Source organism: Streptomyces sp. NPDC008121 (assembly GCF_042957155.1).
In the GTDB taxonomy this organism is placed as follows: Bacteria; Actinomycetota; Actinomycetes; order Streptomycetales; family Streptomycetaceae; genus Streptomyces.
In genome coordinates this window covers 43,223-61,024 of sequence record NZ_JBIBHT010000012.1, presented here as the reverse complement: position 1 = coordinate 61,024, position 17,802 = coordinate 43,223, and the positions used below count along the sequence as shown (strand labels likewise).

At 64.4% G+C, this 17,802-nt stretch carries 9 protein-coding genes and 2 pseudogenes; 3 read left to right on the top strand and 8 right to left on the bottom strand.

Features of this window, described 5'->3' with window-relative positions; genetic code table 11:
• Positions 1–89: 89 nt before the first annotated feature.
• The 3 genes from ACFZBD_RS31560 to ACFZBD_RS31550 form a co-directional block, all read right to left on the bottom strand.
• Positions 90–482, bottom strand: coding sequence for a DUF6009 family protein (locus ACFZBD_RS31560; protein WP_391146328.1), 393 nt, complete (start codon positions 480–482; stop codon positions 90–92).
• Between the two features lie 189 nt (positions 483–671).
• On the bottom strand, positions 672–2,240 hold the full coding sequence (locus ACFZBD_RS31555) for a phage/plasmid primase, P4 family (RefSeq protein ID WP_391146326.1): 1,569 nt from the start codon (positions 2,238–2,240) through the stop codon (positions 672–674).
• A complete protein-coding gene (locus ACFZBD_RS31550) occupies positions 2,237–3,322 on the bottom strand; it encodes a bifunctional DNA primase/polymerase (protein ID WP_391146325.1) in 1,086 nt (361 codons plus the stop codon). Before ACFZBD_RS31550 ends, ACFZBD_RS31555 begins: the two co-directional genes overlap by 4 nt.
• 1,537 nt (positions 3,323–4,859) lie before the next feature.
• Between ACFZBD_RS31550 and ACFZBD_RS31545 the strand changes: the two are divergent.
• Positions 4,860–5,603, top strand: a pseudogene (locus ACFZBD_RS31545) (transposase); the annotation flags it as partial.
• Between the two features lie 206 nt (positions 5,604–5,809).
• On the opposite strand, the gene ACFZBD_RS31540 reads toward ACFZBD_RS31545, so the two are convergent.
• Complete coding sequence (locus ACFZBD_RS31540; protein ID WP_391146323.1) at positions 5,810–6,166, bottom strand: hypothetical protein; 357 nt, start codon at positions 6,164–6,166, stop codon at positions 5,810–5,812.
• Between the two features lie 317 nt (positions 6,167–6,483).
• Positions 6,484–7,458 carry an AAA family ATPase gene (locus ACFZBD_RS31535; RefSeq protein WP_391146321.1) on the bottom strand — a complete coding sequence of 325 codons (975 nt, stop codon included), beginning with the start codon at positions 7,456–7,458 and terminating at the stop codon, positions 6,484–6,486.
• 3,596 nt (positions 7,459–11,054) lie between these two features.
• Here ACFZBD_RS31535 and ACFZBD_RS31530 point away from each other — a divergent pair.
• Complete coding sequence (locus tag ACFZBD_RS31530) at positions 11,055–11,255, top strand: hypothetical protein (RefSeq protein ID WP_391146319.1); 201 nt, start codon at positions 11,055–11,057, stop codon at positions 11,253–11,255.
• Positions 11,256–12,904: 1,649 nt separating this feature from the next.
• Here ACFZBD_RS31530 and ACFZBD_RS31525 read toward each other — a convergent pair.
• From ACFZBD_RS31525 to ACFZBD_RS31515, 3 genes are read right to left on the bottom strand one after another with little or no spacing between them, the layout of a single operon-like run.
• A complete protein-coding gene (locus ACFZBD_RS31525) occupies positions 12,905–13,297 on the bottom strand; it encodes a DUF6009 family protein (protein ID WP_391146316.1) in 393 nt (130 codons plus the stop codon).
• Positions 13,294–14,817, bottom strand: coding sequence for a phage/plasmid primase, P4 family (locus ACFZBD_RS31520; RefSeq protein ID WP_391146314.1), 1,524 nt, complete (start codon positions 14,815–14,817; stop codon positions 13,294–13,296). The genes ACFZBD_RS31525 and ACFZBD_RS31520 overlap by 4 nt, the downstream gene beginning before the upstream one ends.
• Entirely contained in the window at positions 14,814–15,926 is a 1,113-nt protein-coding gene (locus tag ACFZBD_RS31515; protein WP_391146311.1) for a bifunctional DNA primase/polymerase, read from the bottom strand. The genes ACFZBD_RS31520 and ACFZBD_RS31515 overlap by 4 nt, the downstream gene beginning before the upstream one ends.
• Before the next feature lie 1,161 nt (positions 15,927–17,087).
• On the opposite strand from ACFZBD_RS31515, the pseudogene ACFZBD_RS31510 reads away from it, so the two are divergent.
• Positions 17,088–17,291, top strand: a pseudogene (locus ACFZBD_RS31510) (helix-turn-helix domain-containing protein); the annotation flags it as partial.
• Positions 17,292–17,802 lie beyond the last annotated feature (511 nt).

Here is a 17,802-nt window from a genome sequence, read left to right as displayed (position 1 = left end):
TAGCGTTGCCGTGTGGTGTGCGCTCGTCGTTCGTAGCTCGGTATAGCGGCGACTGGAACAGCTGGCCGCACGCCGTATCTTGCCGTCAGTCAACGAGGCAGCAGCGGCTGGCCCGGTGGTGTGACAAATCCGAGCTGCGACCGGACAGTCTTGCTGCCGACGTGCCCAGGCTGGATGGTCCGCGGGTCCACTGCTTCGCCGGGCGCACCTGCGCGGTACAGGCCATCGGGCTCAGCGTCTCGGTCGTGCGGCAAGAGGTAGAAGACGCGGCGTTTCTGAAGCCCGCTGTCGGGGTCGGCCTCGGCTGTCTCATTGAGTTCCGCGAAACCGATCATGCGTCCGTCGCGCTGGTATCGGGGCTTTCCACGGCGCCGGGTGGTCTTCTCCAGGGCCTGGCGCACGTAGTCGAGCTGGTGGGGATCTTCCAGCCACACCAGGTTGTCTTCGTGAGTGAGGTCGCTTGCTGTCAGTAGCGAACTCATGGCGTGGGTCCCTCCTTAGTCGCATGGGCCATTAGAGAGCCTGGGCCGACCCGTGTCACCCTGGGCGCCAGCAGGCGTTCAAGGATGGGCGTCGCCGGGCCTGGCGATTCTGTGGCTCGGCTCATCTTCCTCGTCCATGGTATGCGTGTCAGTCCCTTCTGTGGAGCGGTGTCCTCGCGTCACAGGCGGCTAACGAGCCTGCTTGCCTCCTGTGGGCTCTTCCTCGGTCATCAGGGCGAGGCCGGGATAGAATTTCTGCCCGTTTGAGCGCAACATGTCACTGGGGGAAGCAACGCCTGCCTCGGCTCTTATGCGGGTGGCGAACGCCCGTGCGGTGGCAGGACGTAGGCCCTCTCCATCCTGACACCAGGCACTGTATGCGCGGTATAGGGCGCCTTGCTCAACTCTGAGGTCTCGTGGCTTGTCGGGTCCTGTAGCCGTAATGCAGCACTCCGCGAGAAAGCGCCCGATGTGGTCCTCCGTAGCGGCATACGCTTGAGTGGCAGTGCGAACCACGCTAGGGCCGGTAAGCGGCGGCTTGTGGGCGAGATAGGCCCTCGCTCCCTGGATCATCCAGTGGAGAATTCCGGGACCTTCATCATGAACGAGGATCTCGGCAAGGTTGTCGATTTTCCGGTCATCGGGTACGACCTTTTCAAATGGTATGAGGCGGATTCGGCGCCAGAAAGCATGCCCGCCGGTTCCGACCTCGGGCCGATGATTCCCGAGAAGCCATAGCTTATGCGTGGGCTCGAAACTGAAAAAGTCCTGCCTCATTCGCCGTGCTTTCAGACGGTCGCCACCTGTAAGGAGCTTAACTCGGGCCTCGTCGAACTTGTCGTGTGGTTTGAGTTCGCTGCAAACGAAAAGCCTACGTCCGTGGAGCTCTGTCAGTTCCGTGGAGTGCTCGTTGAATTTTCCGCGTTCCATCAGAAAACCAGGGGGGGCAACGTCGGCGTAATCCCCCAAAATTTTGATCACGACATCAAGAAGGGCAGACTTTCCGTTAGCTCCGACGCCGTATAGAAAGGGGAGCACTTGGCCACCGACGTCTCCGGTAATCGAGTATCCGAGGAGAAGATGCAAAAACCTGATCATTTCCGCACCTTTGTCATCCCCTCCGAATGTCTGGTTGAGAAAGGCATGGAATCTGGGTGTAGGCATGGACTCGGGTGCAAGGAAGGTGGCACGTGAGTGGAGGTCTCGGGTGGCGTCAGGCTTGCGAAGCTCTCCTGTACGCAGATCGACCACACCGGCCGGGGTGCACAGGGCGTATTTGTCGCCGTCGAGGGCGTCAGGATCCAGCGCGAGTTCGGGTGAGGCTTTAGCTTGGGTCAGCATCGCTCGTACCCCAGAAGTGGACATGGCTCGCTTCCGGTGCTGGGCGAGCTCCCTGTCGGTGAAGACGCCACGCGCATCGTGTGTGGGAAGCTCCTCCCCCATGTCGCCGGCGGCCCAGATGGCAGCCTTCTCTCCGCCTGTTCTCTTCCACCGATACTCGTCCCACACGTACCAGCCCATTCCTTCAACGTGGCGGAACCGGTCATGGTGCAAGTGGGCGAACAGCTTCGCGTTGCCACGGTCGCTGAGGCTCGCCAGGAGCCCCGACTGAACATAGTCCGAAGGATCGGTAATGACAGGCGCCGAGTGTTGCTGCACAGCATTGGCCTGTGCCTCCTGATGGGGCACATTGGTGAACGCGGCGAGCTGTTCGGCCGCTGCCTGGGCGTTGAACCCCGGGGTTCCGGCGCTGCTCATATGCGTTCCTTGGGATGAATGGGGCGAAGACTGCCGGCACGGAGGCCAGATTCGATGACTAGGGCGCTTCTACGTGGCTGCTGAGGCCGTGCTTGGGCCGCCGCCTGGAGGAGGAGGCTTCGGCAATCGGCCTCGGAGAGATAACCAGCCCTCATGAGCCCCCCTGCAGTAAAGGCTGCCCGGTTGAGCTTTTCGGTGAAGGCCATGCTATTAGGGCTCACTTTGCAAGCGCGTACTTCCTCGAGGAGCGAGGAGAGGATTTGCCGGCCTTCCCCCGGGATGGGGGCGCCGACGCGGGACCGAAGGGGTGGCACCCCTGCAGCTGGCTGGTGAGGTGAGTGCAGTGCATGGCCCGTGCGTGTGAGTTCAGCGATGAGCCACAAGGGAATCGGTGCAGGCAACCGTGCTCCGGGCAGGGCCGTATATGCGCCTGCTGATGTTTTCGTTCCAGGCGCTACGATGTAGCCATTGACGGCGCGGATGTCTACCTGCCAGCCAAGTGCTGTCTTGGCGCTGCTGCCACTGGAGGACCTGAAGCGAGGTCCATGGCGGGGAGCCCTGTACCAGATATGAATTCCCCCTGACGGCGTGCGCACTCGTAGGGTGGTTGTGTCCTGGCAGGGATTGGGGCGGTTACGGACTGCCGCCAGTAGGGCAAGGGTGTCAAATCCGCTGTTCAAACCGGTCAGGTCGACCGCGGGGTGCATAAAGATCCCAGGCAGAAGGCGATCGCGTCTGGGCAGAGTCTGAGCGTGGGCGTCGACATCAATAACAATCAGTCTGGCCGGTCCGCAGGCAACACCCACGCCGAAGACAGGCTTTGCCTGCCACCAGGACTTAATGGTCTCCGCGCTTGTGGTGGCTGCGTGAAAACCGTGACACCACCCCCTCCGCGTATGGCAGGGACAGTTGTGCGGTGGGTGATCGTTCCCTCTACATGCAGAGCAATTGGCCGCCGGAGTCTTTCCCCCCGGAATCAGTGGAAGCACCGGGTATCCGTGCTGGGCCAACCACAAAGCAGTATCCAGGGAAGCCCGGCTGGTCTTTGCCCTTGGTGGATGATGCTCGGATTGGACACGCACAGGGCCTTCCTTGGCGGGTGTGTCGGGTCGTTCTTCAGACCACCTGCATGTTTCGGTGACGTCACATTCAAGGAGGCCGAAGGGACTGAAGGGACTGAAGAATATCTATGACGGAGGCTATCGCAGAGGAATGACCCGCTCGCTGATGTAGTCCCCGTTGCCTCAAAGTCAGTCCCTTTGGTCCCTCTGTAGAGATTTTCGCATCTCTTCCCCTTGCTCCCATTGACAATTGTGTACGGATCATGCCCTGCCCGGATGGCGGATGCGGTTTGGACCGGTGTTGGCGTGGGCGGAGATCTCAGAAGCTGTTGTCGTACCCGAATGCGATCGGCGGGCTTCCGCAGGTCAGACATGGTTCCGTTGTAGTGAGGCAGGCTCGGGCTGTGGGGTGGTCTCGTTGATAGAGGTGCCGGGATGACGCCGGTCGTGGGGCGCTTGCAGGAGCGGAAGCGCGGGAGCGAGGCGAGGTACTGCGGGTGGAGGCCGGCCGGATTCTGACTGGGCTTGCGAAGGCGGAGACCAGCTGGCAGGTACGGGTGATCGCGCGGCAGCGGGTGGGCGAGGTGCGGCCGTGCGGGCCGCCTGCTGGCGTATCACTTCGCCGCGCAGAACTTGGGCCGCGGTGGCTTGGTCGGGCCACGAGGTCACTGCCGGCGATGGTGACCTCCTCGTTGTCAGTGCGGACCGTGACCCTGTTGCCGACGGCCCCGGGTTGGACAGAGGCCGTCTGTGTCGACGCAGATGTAGTGGTCCCGGGCCGATATGGTGCGGGTGCGCCACCAGTTCGGCGGGGCCACCGGCGGGATGGCGGGCATCGCCGCGCGGTCGGCCCCCCAGCGGTCCGCCGGCCGGGGGCCGTGGACACGCAGCTGGCGCCAGATGGCGATCTGCAGCCAGGCCGTCAGCTGGGTGTGGCAGTTGTCAGGCCGGTGAAGGTCCGTCCGGGCAAAAAAGGCTGGTCTCCAGGCAGCGGGTCACCCGCTCGACCCGCCGCGCGGAGCCGGCAGAGGTCCACGCTCCCGGCGAGAAGCCCGGCGAACGCGGCGAAGTCGCTGGTCAGCCTGCGCGTGGATCGCGGCTTCATTGTCCCAGACCAGCATCTTCAGGACGGCTCACCAGCCGTGCCAGCAGTCGCCAGTGGCTGCCGATCGGGTCGGTCGCCAGACTGCCGGGAGGACACTATCCGGGCCGTGGTCACCCGCGGACACCCCGAGACGATGAGGCCAGCCCGACTGCTCAAAGCCGAGCGAGATGTCCATCGGTGTGAAGCACAGGTCGCACTGGGCGCGAGCTCGGCGGGTCAGCAGACTGATCCGAGACCGAATCGACCGGCAGGCAGGACGGCCGGAACTCGCGCACGTGTTCCTTAAGGATCCTCACCCCCGCTCCCAGCGTCTGCACCCTCTCAGCAAATCTGAACCGAGGGATCACAGACCCAGACGGCAGCAAGCTTCCACCTCACACAACGGGCCTCGCACTCCCGTACTCGACTCACTGCTGAGCTATCAGATCCACCTGCGCCGACCGCTACTGCCGCCGACCGATCGCGATTCTGACCCCCGGGCAGGCGGCAGACCGCCCGCAGTTCGTTCCCGTCCTGGACAAGCTGCGGGTACGCCTGCCGACGGGTCGGCCCCCAGGTCAAGCCGCGGAGTACTGCGGGAGTCACCGTGCTGACCGGCTTCGACCAAGACCTCGCCGCCGAGGCCACCCGCACCAGCAACTGGCTACCCGGCCTGCCACGCAGTTCCACCCCAGCCCCGAGCGCGCCCTTGGGCCACGGCTGGATCACGCCGCCGTCGCTTGGCTCCTCGAGCGCTACGGATCCCGGGCCGCCCTGAGGACAGCCGACCCCCGAAGACTTGCCGAGATGATCCGTCCCAAGCCTTCCGCATGGCGGCCCGGGGATCAGCGACGTCTTCACCGCACTCGACGAGCAGACCGTCATCGTCTCCGGCAGGGGCGCCCCCGGCAGCGTCATCCCCCTCCCCTGCCCCCTCGCTCGCCGCAGGCCATGACCAGCACAGGGCTCTGGAAGCCCACCCTCTTCACCAGGTTCTGGCCTCGATGCCCGGAGTCCGAGTCAGGACCGCGGCGTCCTGCTGGTCACCGTCGGCGAAGGCACAGGCTTCCTCAGCGAAGCGCATCTCGGCTCCTACGCCGCCCTCGCCCCCGCCACACGCCCCCAGGGGAGGACCCGCAGCTCAAACACGTGATGTTCCTCTCCGCCTCGCCTTGTCTCCGACCAACGGGCGACAGGCGACGGCGGGGTGCTGGCAAAGGTTGGCGGGGCAGAGCTGAACGCTGCCCCCCGGTGACTTGCGGCTGAGCTCCTGGACGGCGGGTGGGCCCCACCTGCCGTCCAAAACTCTCGTTCACCGGACCGCGGCGTACGCTTACGCGGCTAGCCGACGAGGCGGGCAGCTGGCCGCCTTGAAGCGGTCTTCTGCGGACAGTCCGGTGCGCCGAGATCAGACGGCCGACCGTCTACTTCTTGGAACGCCGCGGCCGCTTAGCTTCCGGAAGGAAGTCGTTGAGAACCGCGTTAATGAACTGGGACCGGTCCTTGAAATAGGCCGGCCACACGCCATCCAGCTTCGCGAGCTGTCCGAAGGTCGGTCGCCACGACAGCTGGTCGGTCTTCCGGCGCTCTCGTGAAGTACGCCGGCCTGGAGCGTGGATCGCGAGGAAGTCCTCAGGGTCTTCCTCGGGGGCTTCATTGAGCTCCCCCAGCCGGTTGGCCCGGACAGCCGCGTTGATGGCCTGGAAGACAACCACTGTGTTCGAGGGTTCTGATCCAGTCCTGACCTTGAGGTCCAGCTGGTAGGCGTGGAAACGGTCCACCACGCTGACCTCGACGATCGAGGTGACCTGGGTGAATCGATCGTCAGCCGCTGTCGCATCCGCCGTCGATCCCTCAGCGCGTGCTGCCGGTGTGGGTGCAGGTTCGGCCGAGCGAGGCTGCGGCGGCGCTGCAGCCTGTGTCGGAGCGGGGCGCGCGGCAGGGGAAGAAGGCGTTGCCCCTGCCGGTACCGGAGGTACAGAAGTGGCCGCAGCGTTCCCGCTCCGGGACGCACCCAGTGCACTCGAAGCGAGGGCAGCGAGGTCAGCGTCATCGTCCGGGAGCCCGCCCCGCTTGTTGCTTTCCTGCTGCTGTGCACTCACTGCTCCGCACCTCCGGTGTTATTCGCCTGGGTCATCGCCGACAGAACCTCCATCGCGAGCGAGCGGTAGTCCTTCGCCAGATTCCTTACGGACTGCATGACCGAAGGATCGACGCCGCGGTCCGTCCGCTTGGCCAGCTCCTGCGGAACCAGCCCGTTGGTCCGGCAAGCAACCGCAGCTGCTTCTACGTGCCGAATCGCAGTTGAGAATACCTCTGCGACGCCCCGGAGGTCGCCTTCGAAAAACTCGCGGATGTTGCCGAGGACCTTCTTGGCACTGGAGTTGACACCGAACAGGGCAACGCCAAGCAGGACGATCGAGGGGTTGTGCGCCCTCGCCCGCAGCATACGTCGGGCCACGGTCCTGAGGCCCTTGCGAGAGCTGGGGTCACTCTTGGCGGGGATTATTACCATGTCTCCCGCGGTGAGCGCCTGGAGTTGAAGGGTTTCGTAGCCGGGGGCTACATCCAGGATGACCAGGTCGAAATCGTCGTCAAGGTCTTCGAGGGCAGCCGCATACATGCCCATCCATGCGTCCCTGGCAAGGGGATCCTCGTTGTCCCGATAGGCACGCTTCTGGATGTACAACTCCTCGACAATCTCTTCCAGGCGATCACCGCCCGGAATCACGAAGAGGTTCTCGCGCACCTCCCCCGTCGGCACCAGGCGCTTGCCGTGAAGAATCGCATCAACTTGCGCCTGGCCGTTGTCGAAGAACTCGGTGCCAAGGAAACCAAGATCCTCCGCGTTATTTCCCTGCGGATCTAGCTCGACGAGGGCGACCTTGCGGCCGATGGTTGCGCAGGTGACGGCGAGAGCGGCAGCCAGACTCGACTTCCCGACGCCCCCCTTACCGTTAATGATCACCAGCCGCTTGCGCGGGCGGACAGCTGACGGCGTCACATCGATCCGACGCTGCAGCGCATTCCAGGCAGGGCCGATGTCCGCGATTTCAAGTGTCGTCGTTGCCATCTCTGCATCCTCCTCTTCTCATGAGACATGACGTGTTCTCAAGGGCCCGCAGCAAGCCGCGCACAACCCTGCTGCTCGCGCCGTGTGCGACACCTGATCGCCGAGCTTTACCCGCGAGCAGACGCAGGGTTAACCACAAGGCAGGAGAGTACACGTTGCATCAGGGGTCTTGGGTCGCGAGCACATAAATCCCACGTCGTGTCGCACGTTGAGAGCGCAGTGTTGGACCTCGACAGATCGTTCTAAGACGACGCAGCGCGCATGGACCCCCACCAAGAGCCCTAGCGAAACGCAGTGCGCGGGGCCTAGCGTGCTAGGCCTTACACCTCCTAGTACTTGACTAGTCTTTTACTATCCTTGACCTTCTCGATGCGCCTCTGAACTGCCGTTATGCTAACACCGGCTGACAGCATTGCGGCCCGCAAGGCGGTGAGCCGTTCCCTCTCAGTGTCACCCGGAGAGTGCCGTTGAGGCTGCTCGCTGGATTCAAATTGAGCCCCGGGAACCCTGTCTGACTGACTGTAGACTCGAGCGCGGCGTTCATGTGACCAGGCCTCGCCGACAGAGGACTGCAGCTGCTTGGTCCGCACCGGTCAGCGGTCAGCGCAGGAATGCTGTGGCGCAGCAGCCATTGATCATTTCCACCATCGCTCGTTTGCCGACCGCGGTGGTTCTGCGCCATCGGGGTATCAGGCCCCTGGCAACGCCCCGAGCTTCAACGCGGCGTACCTACAGCCGGGGCACTTACAAGCGCTCGTCTATGACAGCGGCTCCCCAAGGCCGCTCCAGTGCTGGAGGTTCGCAGCCGCTGGGGTGGGCTGGTCCAAGCCTTCCCACGATCCGCCCAGCAAGAGCTCATTAGGCCGACAGAGATGCCCGTGCGCAATCCGTACCCTCCGATGCCTTGAAGAGCCCGTTGCAGCAGGGCGGCATGGATGCTCGTTATCCGCAGATTTCCTGAGTCACACATCAGCAGCAGCGGGGAGTTGTCAGGGCCATTCGAGCGGGAAATTGCCACGCGGAGTGTGGGACCCCCAAGGCAAGGCAGCCAGGCGACCTCCGACCTCGAAGGACCGGCAGGGTACTCACATGACGCGGTGCGGTGACTAGCTCCCGGTGCCCTGTCAACGGTCTCCCTGAGGCCAGCCCTTTTCGATCTGGGTGATCGGGTAAGAACCTCGCTACAGCCCTGACTGGTGCATCCCATCGGCCTCATGCAGGCCGTGCAGAGGTACGTCGCCCTAAGGAAGGGAGGGGCCGCTTCAGGGTGCTCAAGTAGCTCGTCACAAGCTCCCTCTGGCTGTCTGGGGCCACGCGGCCACCCCTGTCGGCCTGCACACAGCTCCATCCAGTGGAACGCACTCTCTCTTCTAGGCCCCCTGACCGTCAACGGCAAGGTGAAGATTCGATCCCAGTACGGCCCGACGTACCAGCGGCTTCCCGCCCTAGGAATGCTGTCGTTGTCGAGGGGAAGCAGCAACTCCTTGCCTCTGTCCCGCCGGGGGCAGAGTCTGCTGAGTGCATGGGCCGTCAAATGGCCGGCCAGACCAAAGGCACTGTGCTTCATCAGCCCCATGGGAACCGCACCTGGCGCCAGTTGATCGCTCTGCGGGGGAGAAGCTGCTGTCATCTGGCGGCAGCTTCTGCCATGCGAGATGCGCGTGATGGCGTCGCACCAGGTTGGCCCCTTAGAAAGGTGCGACACCCCTAACGGTGACTCAGCTGGCTGTACATGCACGTCGCGTGAATGCCATGGGGACAGCCTCCAATGTGCATTCGCCGCCCCCATATGCGACCAAAGGTGTATATCCGGCAGCCCCGCAAGCTTCTGACCTGCGGTTTTATCGAATTTCCCGTGAGAGAGGCTAACGCCGTCATGCCGGTGTGATCGGATCCACCAGGAGGAGTTAGGCCGCCAGGGAGGCGCTCAGCCATTCCCAGGCCCCGATGGGTGGATGGGACTGCAATGCCGTAAGGGGTCGTGCCCCAAGGGGGCCTTACGCCGCCCAAGTTGCCCTGCGGGGGAGCGGTCTGTCACCCGCAAGAAGCCATGCTCATTGAGCGTACAGACTCTCCACTCTCCACGCTGAAGCCCCACCGACGAGGCCACCCGGCAGCGAAGCGCCGTAGCCCCTCACCTCAGGGCAAGTGAGGTCTACCCCAAACATCTTCCTGCCGCCGGTTGGACGTACAGGCCGTCGAGCACCCCTCCAGTGGTAAGGGCGACGTGGATCCCGTCGGCGTGAGGCACTTCCCTCCGCCTCAGCGGTATATCAGGCCCAAGGCTGGTGGTGACCCGACGCTCTGCGAGGCACTGCTGCTTACTGGCTCAGCTCACCCGCTGTTGCTTCGTGCCCTCGGCAACGGCGTTCGGCCGTACCGGCCGTGCCCAGCCTGTCTGCGGCCTCAGCTCCGTCCTCACAGTCTCCTGCACAACAGGCGACGGCGCACCAATTCCCTCCACTGCACGCGGGGGAGCGGCACCTTCTCTCAGGATGAGTCTTAGCAGTCCACTGAGCTTTCTAAGCTGCCGATACGCGGTCGGTCGTGAGATGGAGGCAGTGCCCTGTAACTCCTGGACGGGCTATCCTTCCCTGTCCGCCAGGGCCACGATAGCGGCCAGACCGCTTCCTCCCAGCCCGAAGTGGGCGAAGGCATCGAGGGGAAGGGGCTGCGCCGCAGGCGCAGCCAGTGAACTGATGTCCGCTTCAGCCCTAACGCGTATCACCGCTGAACCACCGATGCCCCCTCAGCCGTCGGCCCTTGAGGGGCGTTCAGGGGGAGACGCGCTATGCACGGGGGATATCGACCTCAACCGGGCGCCCTCGGTTGCGTCGCCTCGATCGAGGCGACGCAAAAGCTGCTGATGGCTGGAGCGTGCGGCTTGTTCGGCTGCATCCCAACCCCTCGGCAAGCTCGCGTTCGGAGACGGCATGATCCCCGGCGCCGGCTCGGGAGCACAGGTCCATCCGGGCGATCAGATCGCGAAGGTCAGTCTTCTTGGCGACTCCCTTTCCGGGGCGCTCATCTCTTGCGAAAGGTGGCGAGGTCGGCGTAGAAGCTCTGGCGGAACAGCTGCGGTCGAGTTGGACCGAGCGCGTGCTCACCAGCTCCGTCCGGGCCCTCCGGACCCCCTCAATAGCCCTGTCATAGCCGCGGCGGCACTGGATCGCCCTGGCGTGGTGGTCGGCCCTATACGGACCGTCGGCGAGGACCTGGACGAAGGAGTCCCGACCCCACGCGACACGTCATCGATTGACCGGCGCACAGACGGCCGCTGAGGAGTCCCGGCTGCTTGGACACGGTGGGAGCGTCTACCCGCTCCTGGCGGCCTGCCCGGAGCATGACCTGGTGTTCACCGGCGCGTCATCGTGACTCTGGTGACGCTGCGCTTGCAGCTCCCGCACGCGGAGTTCCGCGGAAGCTGTGTGCAATCGGGTCGAGGGCAAGCTGGGCGTCACGGCCGCGTGCCGACTGACCGGCCGTTGCAAGCAAGTCACTGCCTCAGATCCAAGCCGAGGCCGGTGCGGGAGCACGCGCCAAGGCCATCGCTTCCTTTGCCACACGCGGCCGAGCGGGCCAGGGTGGCTGAACTGGTGGACTCGCCCGAGTGCGCCGAGCTGCCGCCTCCCCAGATCTGGGACCCGTTCCCTGGACGCGGCGCGCTGCCGTGTTCTCTCCTGCGGATGTACCAGATCCTGTGGGCCGGGGGCCTGGTCCGGGCGGCGCCGCCCGGCCTCGCAGTGGTCTACCTGGGGCACCCCAAGCTCGTGCGGCCCGCCAAAAGCATCTGGTGACCCGTCTACGTCACCATGGGCATCTTTCAGCCGGTATGCCGTCGGCCACACCATGGAGAAGGCTGAGCGGGCGGAGGAGTTGATCCGCGAGACCCTCCAGCCGAACGGCCTGATACCCGAGACCGGGCATTCCCCTGCCGTATGGCCTGACCTCATGCCGAGGAGTTTTCCGTCCCTTCTGGCTCCGGTCACTGCACAAACCCGCTGGCCGGCGGCGCAGCAGGGTCGGTCAGGGACTCAAGGGACCCATATCTGGAGTTATGAGCCACATACAGAGCAGAGCTGTTCCTTTCGCGCCCGCGCATACACATACTCATAGTGGTAGTGGAAGTGGTGAAGGCTGGTCCCTTCAGTCCCTGTCGTGGCCGCTGTTCATCGTCTGACCTGCTCCTTTTCAAGGGACTGAGAGGTCAGGGACTGAGTGCCGGGGGGTATACATCGCGGCTGTCCGCGCCGCGCCGCCCCGCCCCGCCCCGCCTATGCCGGCTGGGCGCGCCACTGGTCAGGATCAAGCCCAGCCCTGCCGTGTCGGTTTAGAACCGAAGGGCGCCCGCGTCCAGGCGATGACCTGAAGATGGCGACTGTACGAACAGGCCGGGCGGCCGGTCTGAGACGGCGTACCCGAGGTTGAGTCACTACAGTCGCTGCTCCGCGAGTGTCGGCGGCGTGACCTGCACTTTTGTTGGGCGGAGGCCTGAAAGTTCGGTCTCTTGCCGTAGTCGCTGATCGGTGGCGGTAAGCCGCTGGCCGTGCTCTCCCACTGATCGGCCGACCTGTTGATCGGGTGCGGGGCCGGTCCCGATCCTTGAGGCAAGAAATGCTGACTCGCTATGGTGGATCCCGTCTCAGACTGGTGAACTCGCCTGTTGAGCGTCGCGAATTCGTAGCTGACGTCAGCAGCCCCATGCCGCTGATGAGTGATACGTCAGGGCGGCCGGTCCCAGGGGGCAATCGAGTGGTAAGTGAAGCGAGGGTGCTGGCCGCGGAGGCCGTTGAGTCACTTGCCCAGGGGATCTTCGAGGGGCACCCTGTGTGGGGGCGTCGGCTACGGTCTCGGGCAGGAACGGCAAGCGGTGGTGCCCGACCTGCGAGGGGTGATTATGGGGCCCGGCTCCGAGCGACGGCTGGCCCTATCCGCCGGTCGGCGGCGATGGACGAGGACGGTCGCGGCCTTGAGTTCGTCATGACCGCTCAGGTCTGTGACCAACCGTTCATCGAGCTCGGCAAAGATCGTCTGCTGCCTCTGTGGAGAACACGAGCTCGACTTTGAGCACAGATGCCGATCGGTGAACCATAGGCCGGGAGGCAAACGGCGATCACCTGCTGGTCAGCCTGCTCAAATCTTCATGGACCAGACCCTGATCACTGTCCCGTTCCCGCGGAACGGGGCCACGCCCACATCTGTAGACCCCACCCCTAATGACAACCGCGATGGGTTCCGCAGGCGTCGTTGCACGAAGCGTGGAGCAGCTCTCCGACACGGCAGATCCCCGTCGATCCTCTCGGAACGTCGGTCGCCTGAGCTGCCCAGGTCCAGCCTTGGTGACCAGCTAGGGGGCGGTGTTGGCCCGGTGCCTTCGCGGTCACGGGACCGGTGCCTGGAGGACGAGCTCGCAGATCGCCGACGTCCTGCTGCGCTGTTACGGCAGTCAGGTCCTTCTAAGCTCGTGCATTGCCGTGGAAGGGGGTCCTCCCTCGGAGCGTTCCGTCTTGCGCCCCCTGGTCCCGGGTTGCAGGCTGCGCGGATCGATGCCTTCTGACGGGCCGGACGCACGGTACAGCCCGTCTGGCACGGTGTCCCTGTCGTGCGGTAGGAGCCAGAACACGCGGCGCCGGAAGGTTCCAGATGCGCGGGACGCCTTAGCATTCGGGCCCAGGATCGCGTATCCAACCATGCGGCCGTCACGGAAGTAAGCGGGTCTCCCGCTGCGTGTGGGCAGCCTGTCCAAGCTCTGGCGAACGTAGTCCAACTGCTCGATGTCCTCAAGCCAGACCAGTTCGGTCTCGTGTTTGATCTCGTCGTCGCTGATCAGGGCACTCATGCCATCTCCTCGTCGGCGAGCAATCCGATACCAGGGTAATACTTCCTCGAATTCGACAAGATCATCTCTTTCGGAGACGACAGCCCGACTAGTTCGCGAGTGCGCTGCGCGAACGCCCGGCTAGTGATCGACGGGGAGCCTTCGCTCGCGCACCAGGCCCGGTATGCGTCGTAGAGGGTCTTCTGTTCGGTTCGGGCGTCCGGGGTGACGACGCAAGCCTCGTCATAGAAGCGGCCGGTGTGATCTTCCGTCTCTGCATATGCGGTGGTTGCGATCCGGACCTTGTCAGGCCCCGTCAGGTCCTTGTCGCCGGCGAGGTAGCGCCGGGCGCCTTCGATGAGCCAGTTGAGGATGCCGGGGCCCTCCTCGGCAACCAAAATGTCTGCGAGATTGTCAATCTTATTGTCATCCGAGACAGTGCGTTCGAAGGGAATGAGTCGCATCCGGCGCCAGAAGGCAAACCCACCAGTCCCGACTTCGGGACGGTGGTTTCCAAGAAGCCAAAGCTTGTGAGTGGGCTCGAAACTGAAAAAGTCCTGCCTCATCCGGCGTGCCTTAATTCTGTCACCGCCGGTCAGATGCTTGACGCGGGCTTCGTCGAACTTGTCTCCCGGCTTGACCTCGGAGCAGACGATGACCCTGCGACCGTGCAGCTCAGCCAGATCGGTGGGGTGGCCTTCGTAGGGACGCGCCATAAGAAAGCCGGGTGGGGCAGCGTCCGCATAGTCACCGAGAAGTTTCATAAAAAGGTCCAGAAGGACCGATTTTCCGTTCTTTCCCAGCCCGAAGAGAAAGGGCATGACCTGCGCTCCGGTGTCTCCCGTGATCGAGTATCCCAGCAGCAGCTGAAGGTACCGGATCATCTCGAGGCCTTCCGTGTCGTCCCCAAACGTATCGACGAGGAAGCGGATGAACCGCGGAGTGGGCATCACGGTGGGGCCGGTGGTGGTTGAGCGGGAATTGAAGTCCTTGTTCGGGTCAGGCGTGCGCAGCAGGCCTGACCGCAGGTCCACGACGCCGGCAGGCGTACACAAGACGTACGGGTCCGCGTCCAGGAGTGCAGCATTAAGCACCATGCCGGGGGCAGATCTGGCCTGGGCGAGCATGGCGTTGATTCCCGACGTGCTCAAGGCGCGCTTCCGGTGCTTCCGCAGGGACTCCATGCTGTAGACCCCTCTGGGGTCGGTAGAGGCGATCTCCTCACCGATCTCACCTGCAGCCCACAGGACCGTGTCATCTTCGTCCATCTGCCAGCGGGTGGTGTCCCAGCGGTACCAGCCTAGCCCCGGAACGTGACGGAAGTCGGAAGCGTAAATCTGCACGAAAAGCTTTGCGTTGCCACGGTCAGTGAGACTGTCCGGCAAGAGACCCTGAGGAGTGGCGGGGCCATGAGCAACGTCAGGCTTTGGGGGGCCTTGGAATGGGAAAGGTGCAACGTTTCTCGCCATGATCTGCGCAGCGATAGCTTGCGGGTCGAAGTCAAAAAGCAGCTCCTCACTGCCGCCTGCGGGGCTGGTCACGGACGGCTCCCGGTACGAAGAGGGTTGCGGGATCCGGCGGCCAGGCCGCTGCGGATGATCTGTGCAGAGCGGCGTTCCTGCCCCGGGCGGGCTGTATCTGCAGATTCCTGCAGGGCGCGCTCAGCGGCAGAATAAACCAGGTGCCCTGCTGCAACGAGGCCACCGGCCGTGTACGCAGCGCGGTTAAGTTTTGAAGAAAACCCTGCGCCTTCGGGGACAGCCGCGCAGGCGGTGACCTCAGCAAGGACTGTCGACAGTGCCCTCGCTGCCTGGCTGGAGTCGCCGCCGACAGCGGCGACTGCCTGCCGGGCCCTGGGGGGGACCGAGCGGGGCGCTGGGACATGCTCAGCCGGCAAATGGTTGGTGCGCTCCAGTTCCTGCGCAAGCCATTCCGGGATCGGGGCGGGGGCGCGTCCGGGGCCGACGGGGGTATAGGGACCGGCAGTCGTGTGGGTGCTGGGGGCAATGATGTACCCGCCGTGGGCCCGCACGTCAACCTGCCAGGCCAGCGCGCGGCCTGAAGCTGAGCCGGTGGAGCATTGCCAGCGTCTGGCACCTGTCTCCCGGTACCAGATGTGGAGGCCTCCGGAGGGAGTACGTACGCGAAGAGTGTCGGGATCCGTCGCTGGATTTCTCTGGTTTCGCAGGGCAGCGAGGACGGCCAGGGTGTGAAAACCGGTGGTCATCGCCGACACGTCGATTTCGTCGGCGATGTCGATACCTGGCAGGAGCCTGTTTCTGGGGGGCACGGGCACTGGGTGAGCATCCACGTCAATTACCACGAGATTGGCAGGGCCGCAGGCAACCCCTACACCCATTTGGGGACGCTGGCCCCACCACTGGACGATCCGGGTCATGTCGAGGGTTGCAGCGTGAAAGCCATGACACCAGCGGCCGGAGGCCCGGCAGGGGCAGCTGCGGCGGTCGTGGTCACGCCGTCGGCACTCCTGGCAGTTGGCTGCAGGAGTCTTCTTGCCCGGGGCAAGCGGGAGAACGGGCCAGCCAAGGCTGGCGCAGTGCTTCGCAATAGTCAGGGGTGTCGGGGCCGACGTTCCAGGACTCAGCATGTTGCTTGCGTCGCTGTAGGAGACCCGCAGGTCAGCAGGCATCTCATTCCCCCATCAGCGACTGAAGCGACTCAACAACGAACACAGACTAGCGAAGATGCCTGCGCGGGGGGTGCACCTGCCAGCCGGGCGTGGCGGCTGCACCCGTGACAGCGACCAAAACCGGGGCGACAGGTCGGCATTGTTGAGTCGCTCCATTGAGTCGCTCGACAAAACCGCAGGTCAGAGCACCTATGGAAGCCCGAACAGCGACTGAAGCGACTCAACAACGAACACAGACTAGCGAAGATGCCTGCGCGGGGGGTGCACCTGCCAGCCGGGCGTGGCGGCTGCACCCGTGACAGCGACCAAAACCGGGGCGACAGGTCGGCATTGTTGAGTCGCTCCATTGAGTCGCTCGACAAAACCGCAGGTCAGAGCACCTATGGAAGCCCGAACAGCGACTGAAGCGACTCAACTTTCTACTTATCACACCCACACGCACACACAGTAGAGCCCATATATCCGAGCCTCAGTCGCTTCAGTCGCTAATTAGAGGCGAGCAGGCTTCTGACCTGCACCTTTCTGCAGCGACCGAAGAAGCCTTCAGTCACTGGTGCTCAGTCGCTGCCCAGCGACGCCCTAGCGAGTGCTGGAGCGACCCAAGCGACCCAAGCGACCCACCACGAGACATCAAGCTCAGGTGGTGAGCACAGGCTTCTGACGCAGGAGCTCCCTTCTTTCCAAGCAGTGCGCAGACGCCACCCAGCTAGCAAGCTCGTGTCCGCCACTTAGAAATCAGCAAGAAGACTGCGGATCGGCAGGCGGGCCGGGAGTGCCGGAAGGCCTGGCCGCGTATGCCGAAGCGAGCCGCAGCTCCCAGACCCCCGGGGGCCGATTTGTGCAAGCTGCCCTCTGAGCGACTCCTGAAGGTCACCGCTTGTTGCAACCAGAAGGGATGCGTGGAGGCGGCAACGGACAAGCCCCAGCCTCGCAGGCCGGCTCTCTGGCAGCCTGCGGTAGAGGTTGGCGCAGCCGAGGCAGGTGGGAGCTCGGGATCGGTCGGTCCGGATACCGGTGGCGCGCGGAGGCCGGCGGTCCTGCGCCGGAGGGCCCCCCAGGTGTATTGATCACGAGCGTTGTTGACACGCGGTAGGTCTTGAACATGGCGAAGACCTCCGGTGTGGTGGGAGCTGTCTAGGAACTCACCGCACGGAGGTCTTCGTGCCCCACCGTAATGCCCGGCTGACCGTCTTCGGTAGGAGACTGCTGGTCGAACGTGTCTGCTCAGGCCGTCCGGCCGCCCACGTGGCCGCCGAGATGGGTATCTCCCGGGCCACGGCCCACAAATGGATCCGCCGGTCGCGGGCCGAGGGCGACGCGGGTCTGCACGACCGGCCGAGCCGGCGGCGGGCCCGTCCGGTCCGCAGGTCCTTGGTGAGTTCGCGGCGGAGTTCTCCGCGGCCCTGGACGTAGAGCGCCTGGTAGATCGTCTCGTGCGTCACGCGCATCTCCGGGTCGTCGGGGAAGTCCCGGCGGAGCTGGTGGGCTACCTGTTCCGGGCTCCAGCGTCCTTGGCTTGGGTCGGGGTCGGCGGGCGTCAGCCCTGGCCTGGGCTGTGTAGGGGCGGTAGTGCCACTGGCCGCTGCGACCGGGGGTGCGGTTGCGGCGAAGCTCCCGGCTGACCGTGGACGGGCTGCGGCCCAGCTCGGCAGCGATCGCACGAACGGTGACCTTCTCTCGTATCGGTCGGCGATGTTGATGCGCTCGGGCTGCGAGAGGTACCGGGTCGGCGAAGAGGCCGCTCGCGCAGACCGCGCGGGCGGCCTGGGCCGCCTCTTACCGCCCTCGGGCCGACCGTTACGCCATTCACGGCCGGTCCGAGGGTTGACGCCGACACGTCGGCTTGCCTGGGCGTTACTGAATCCCTGCTGCACGA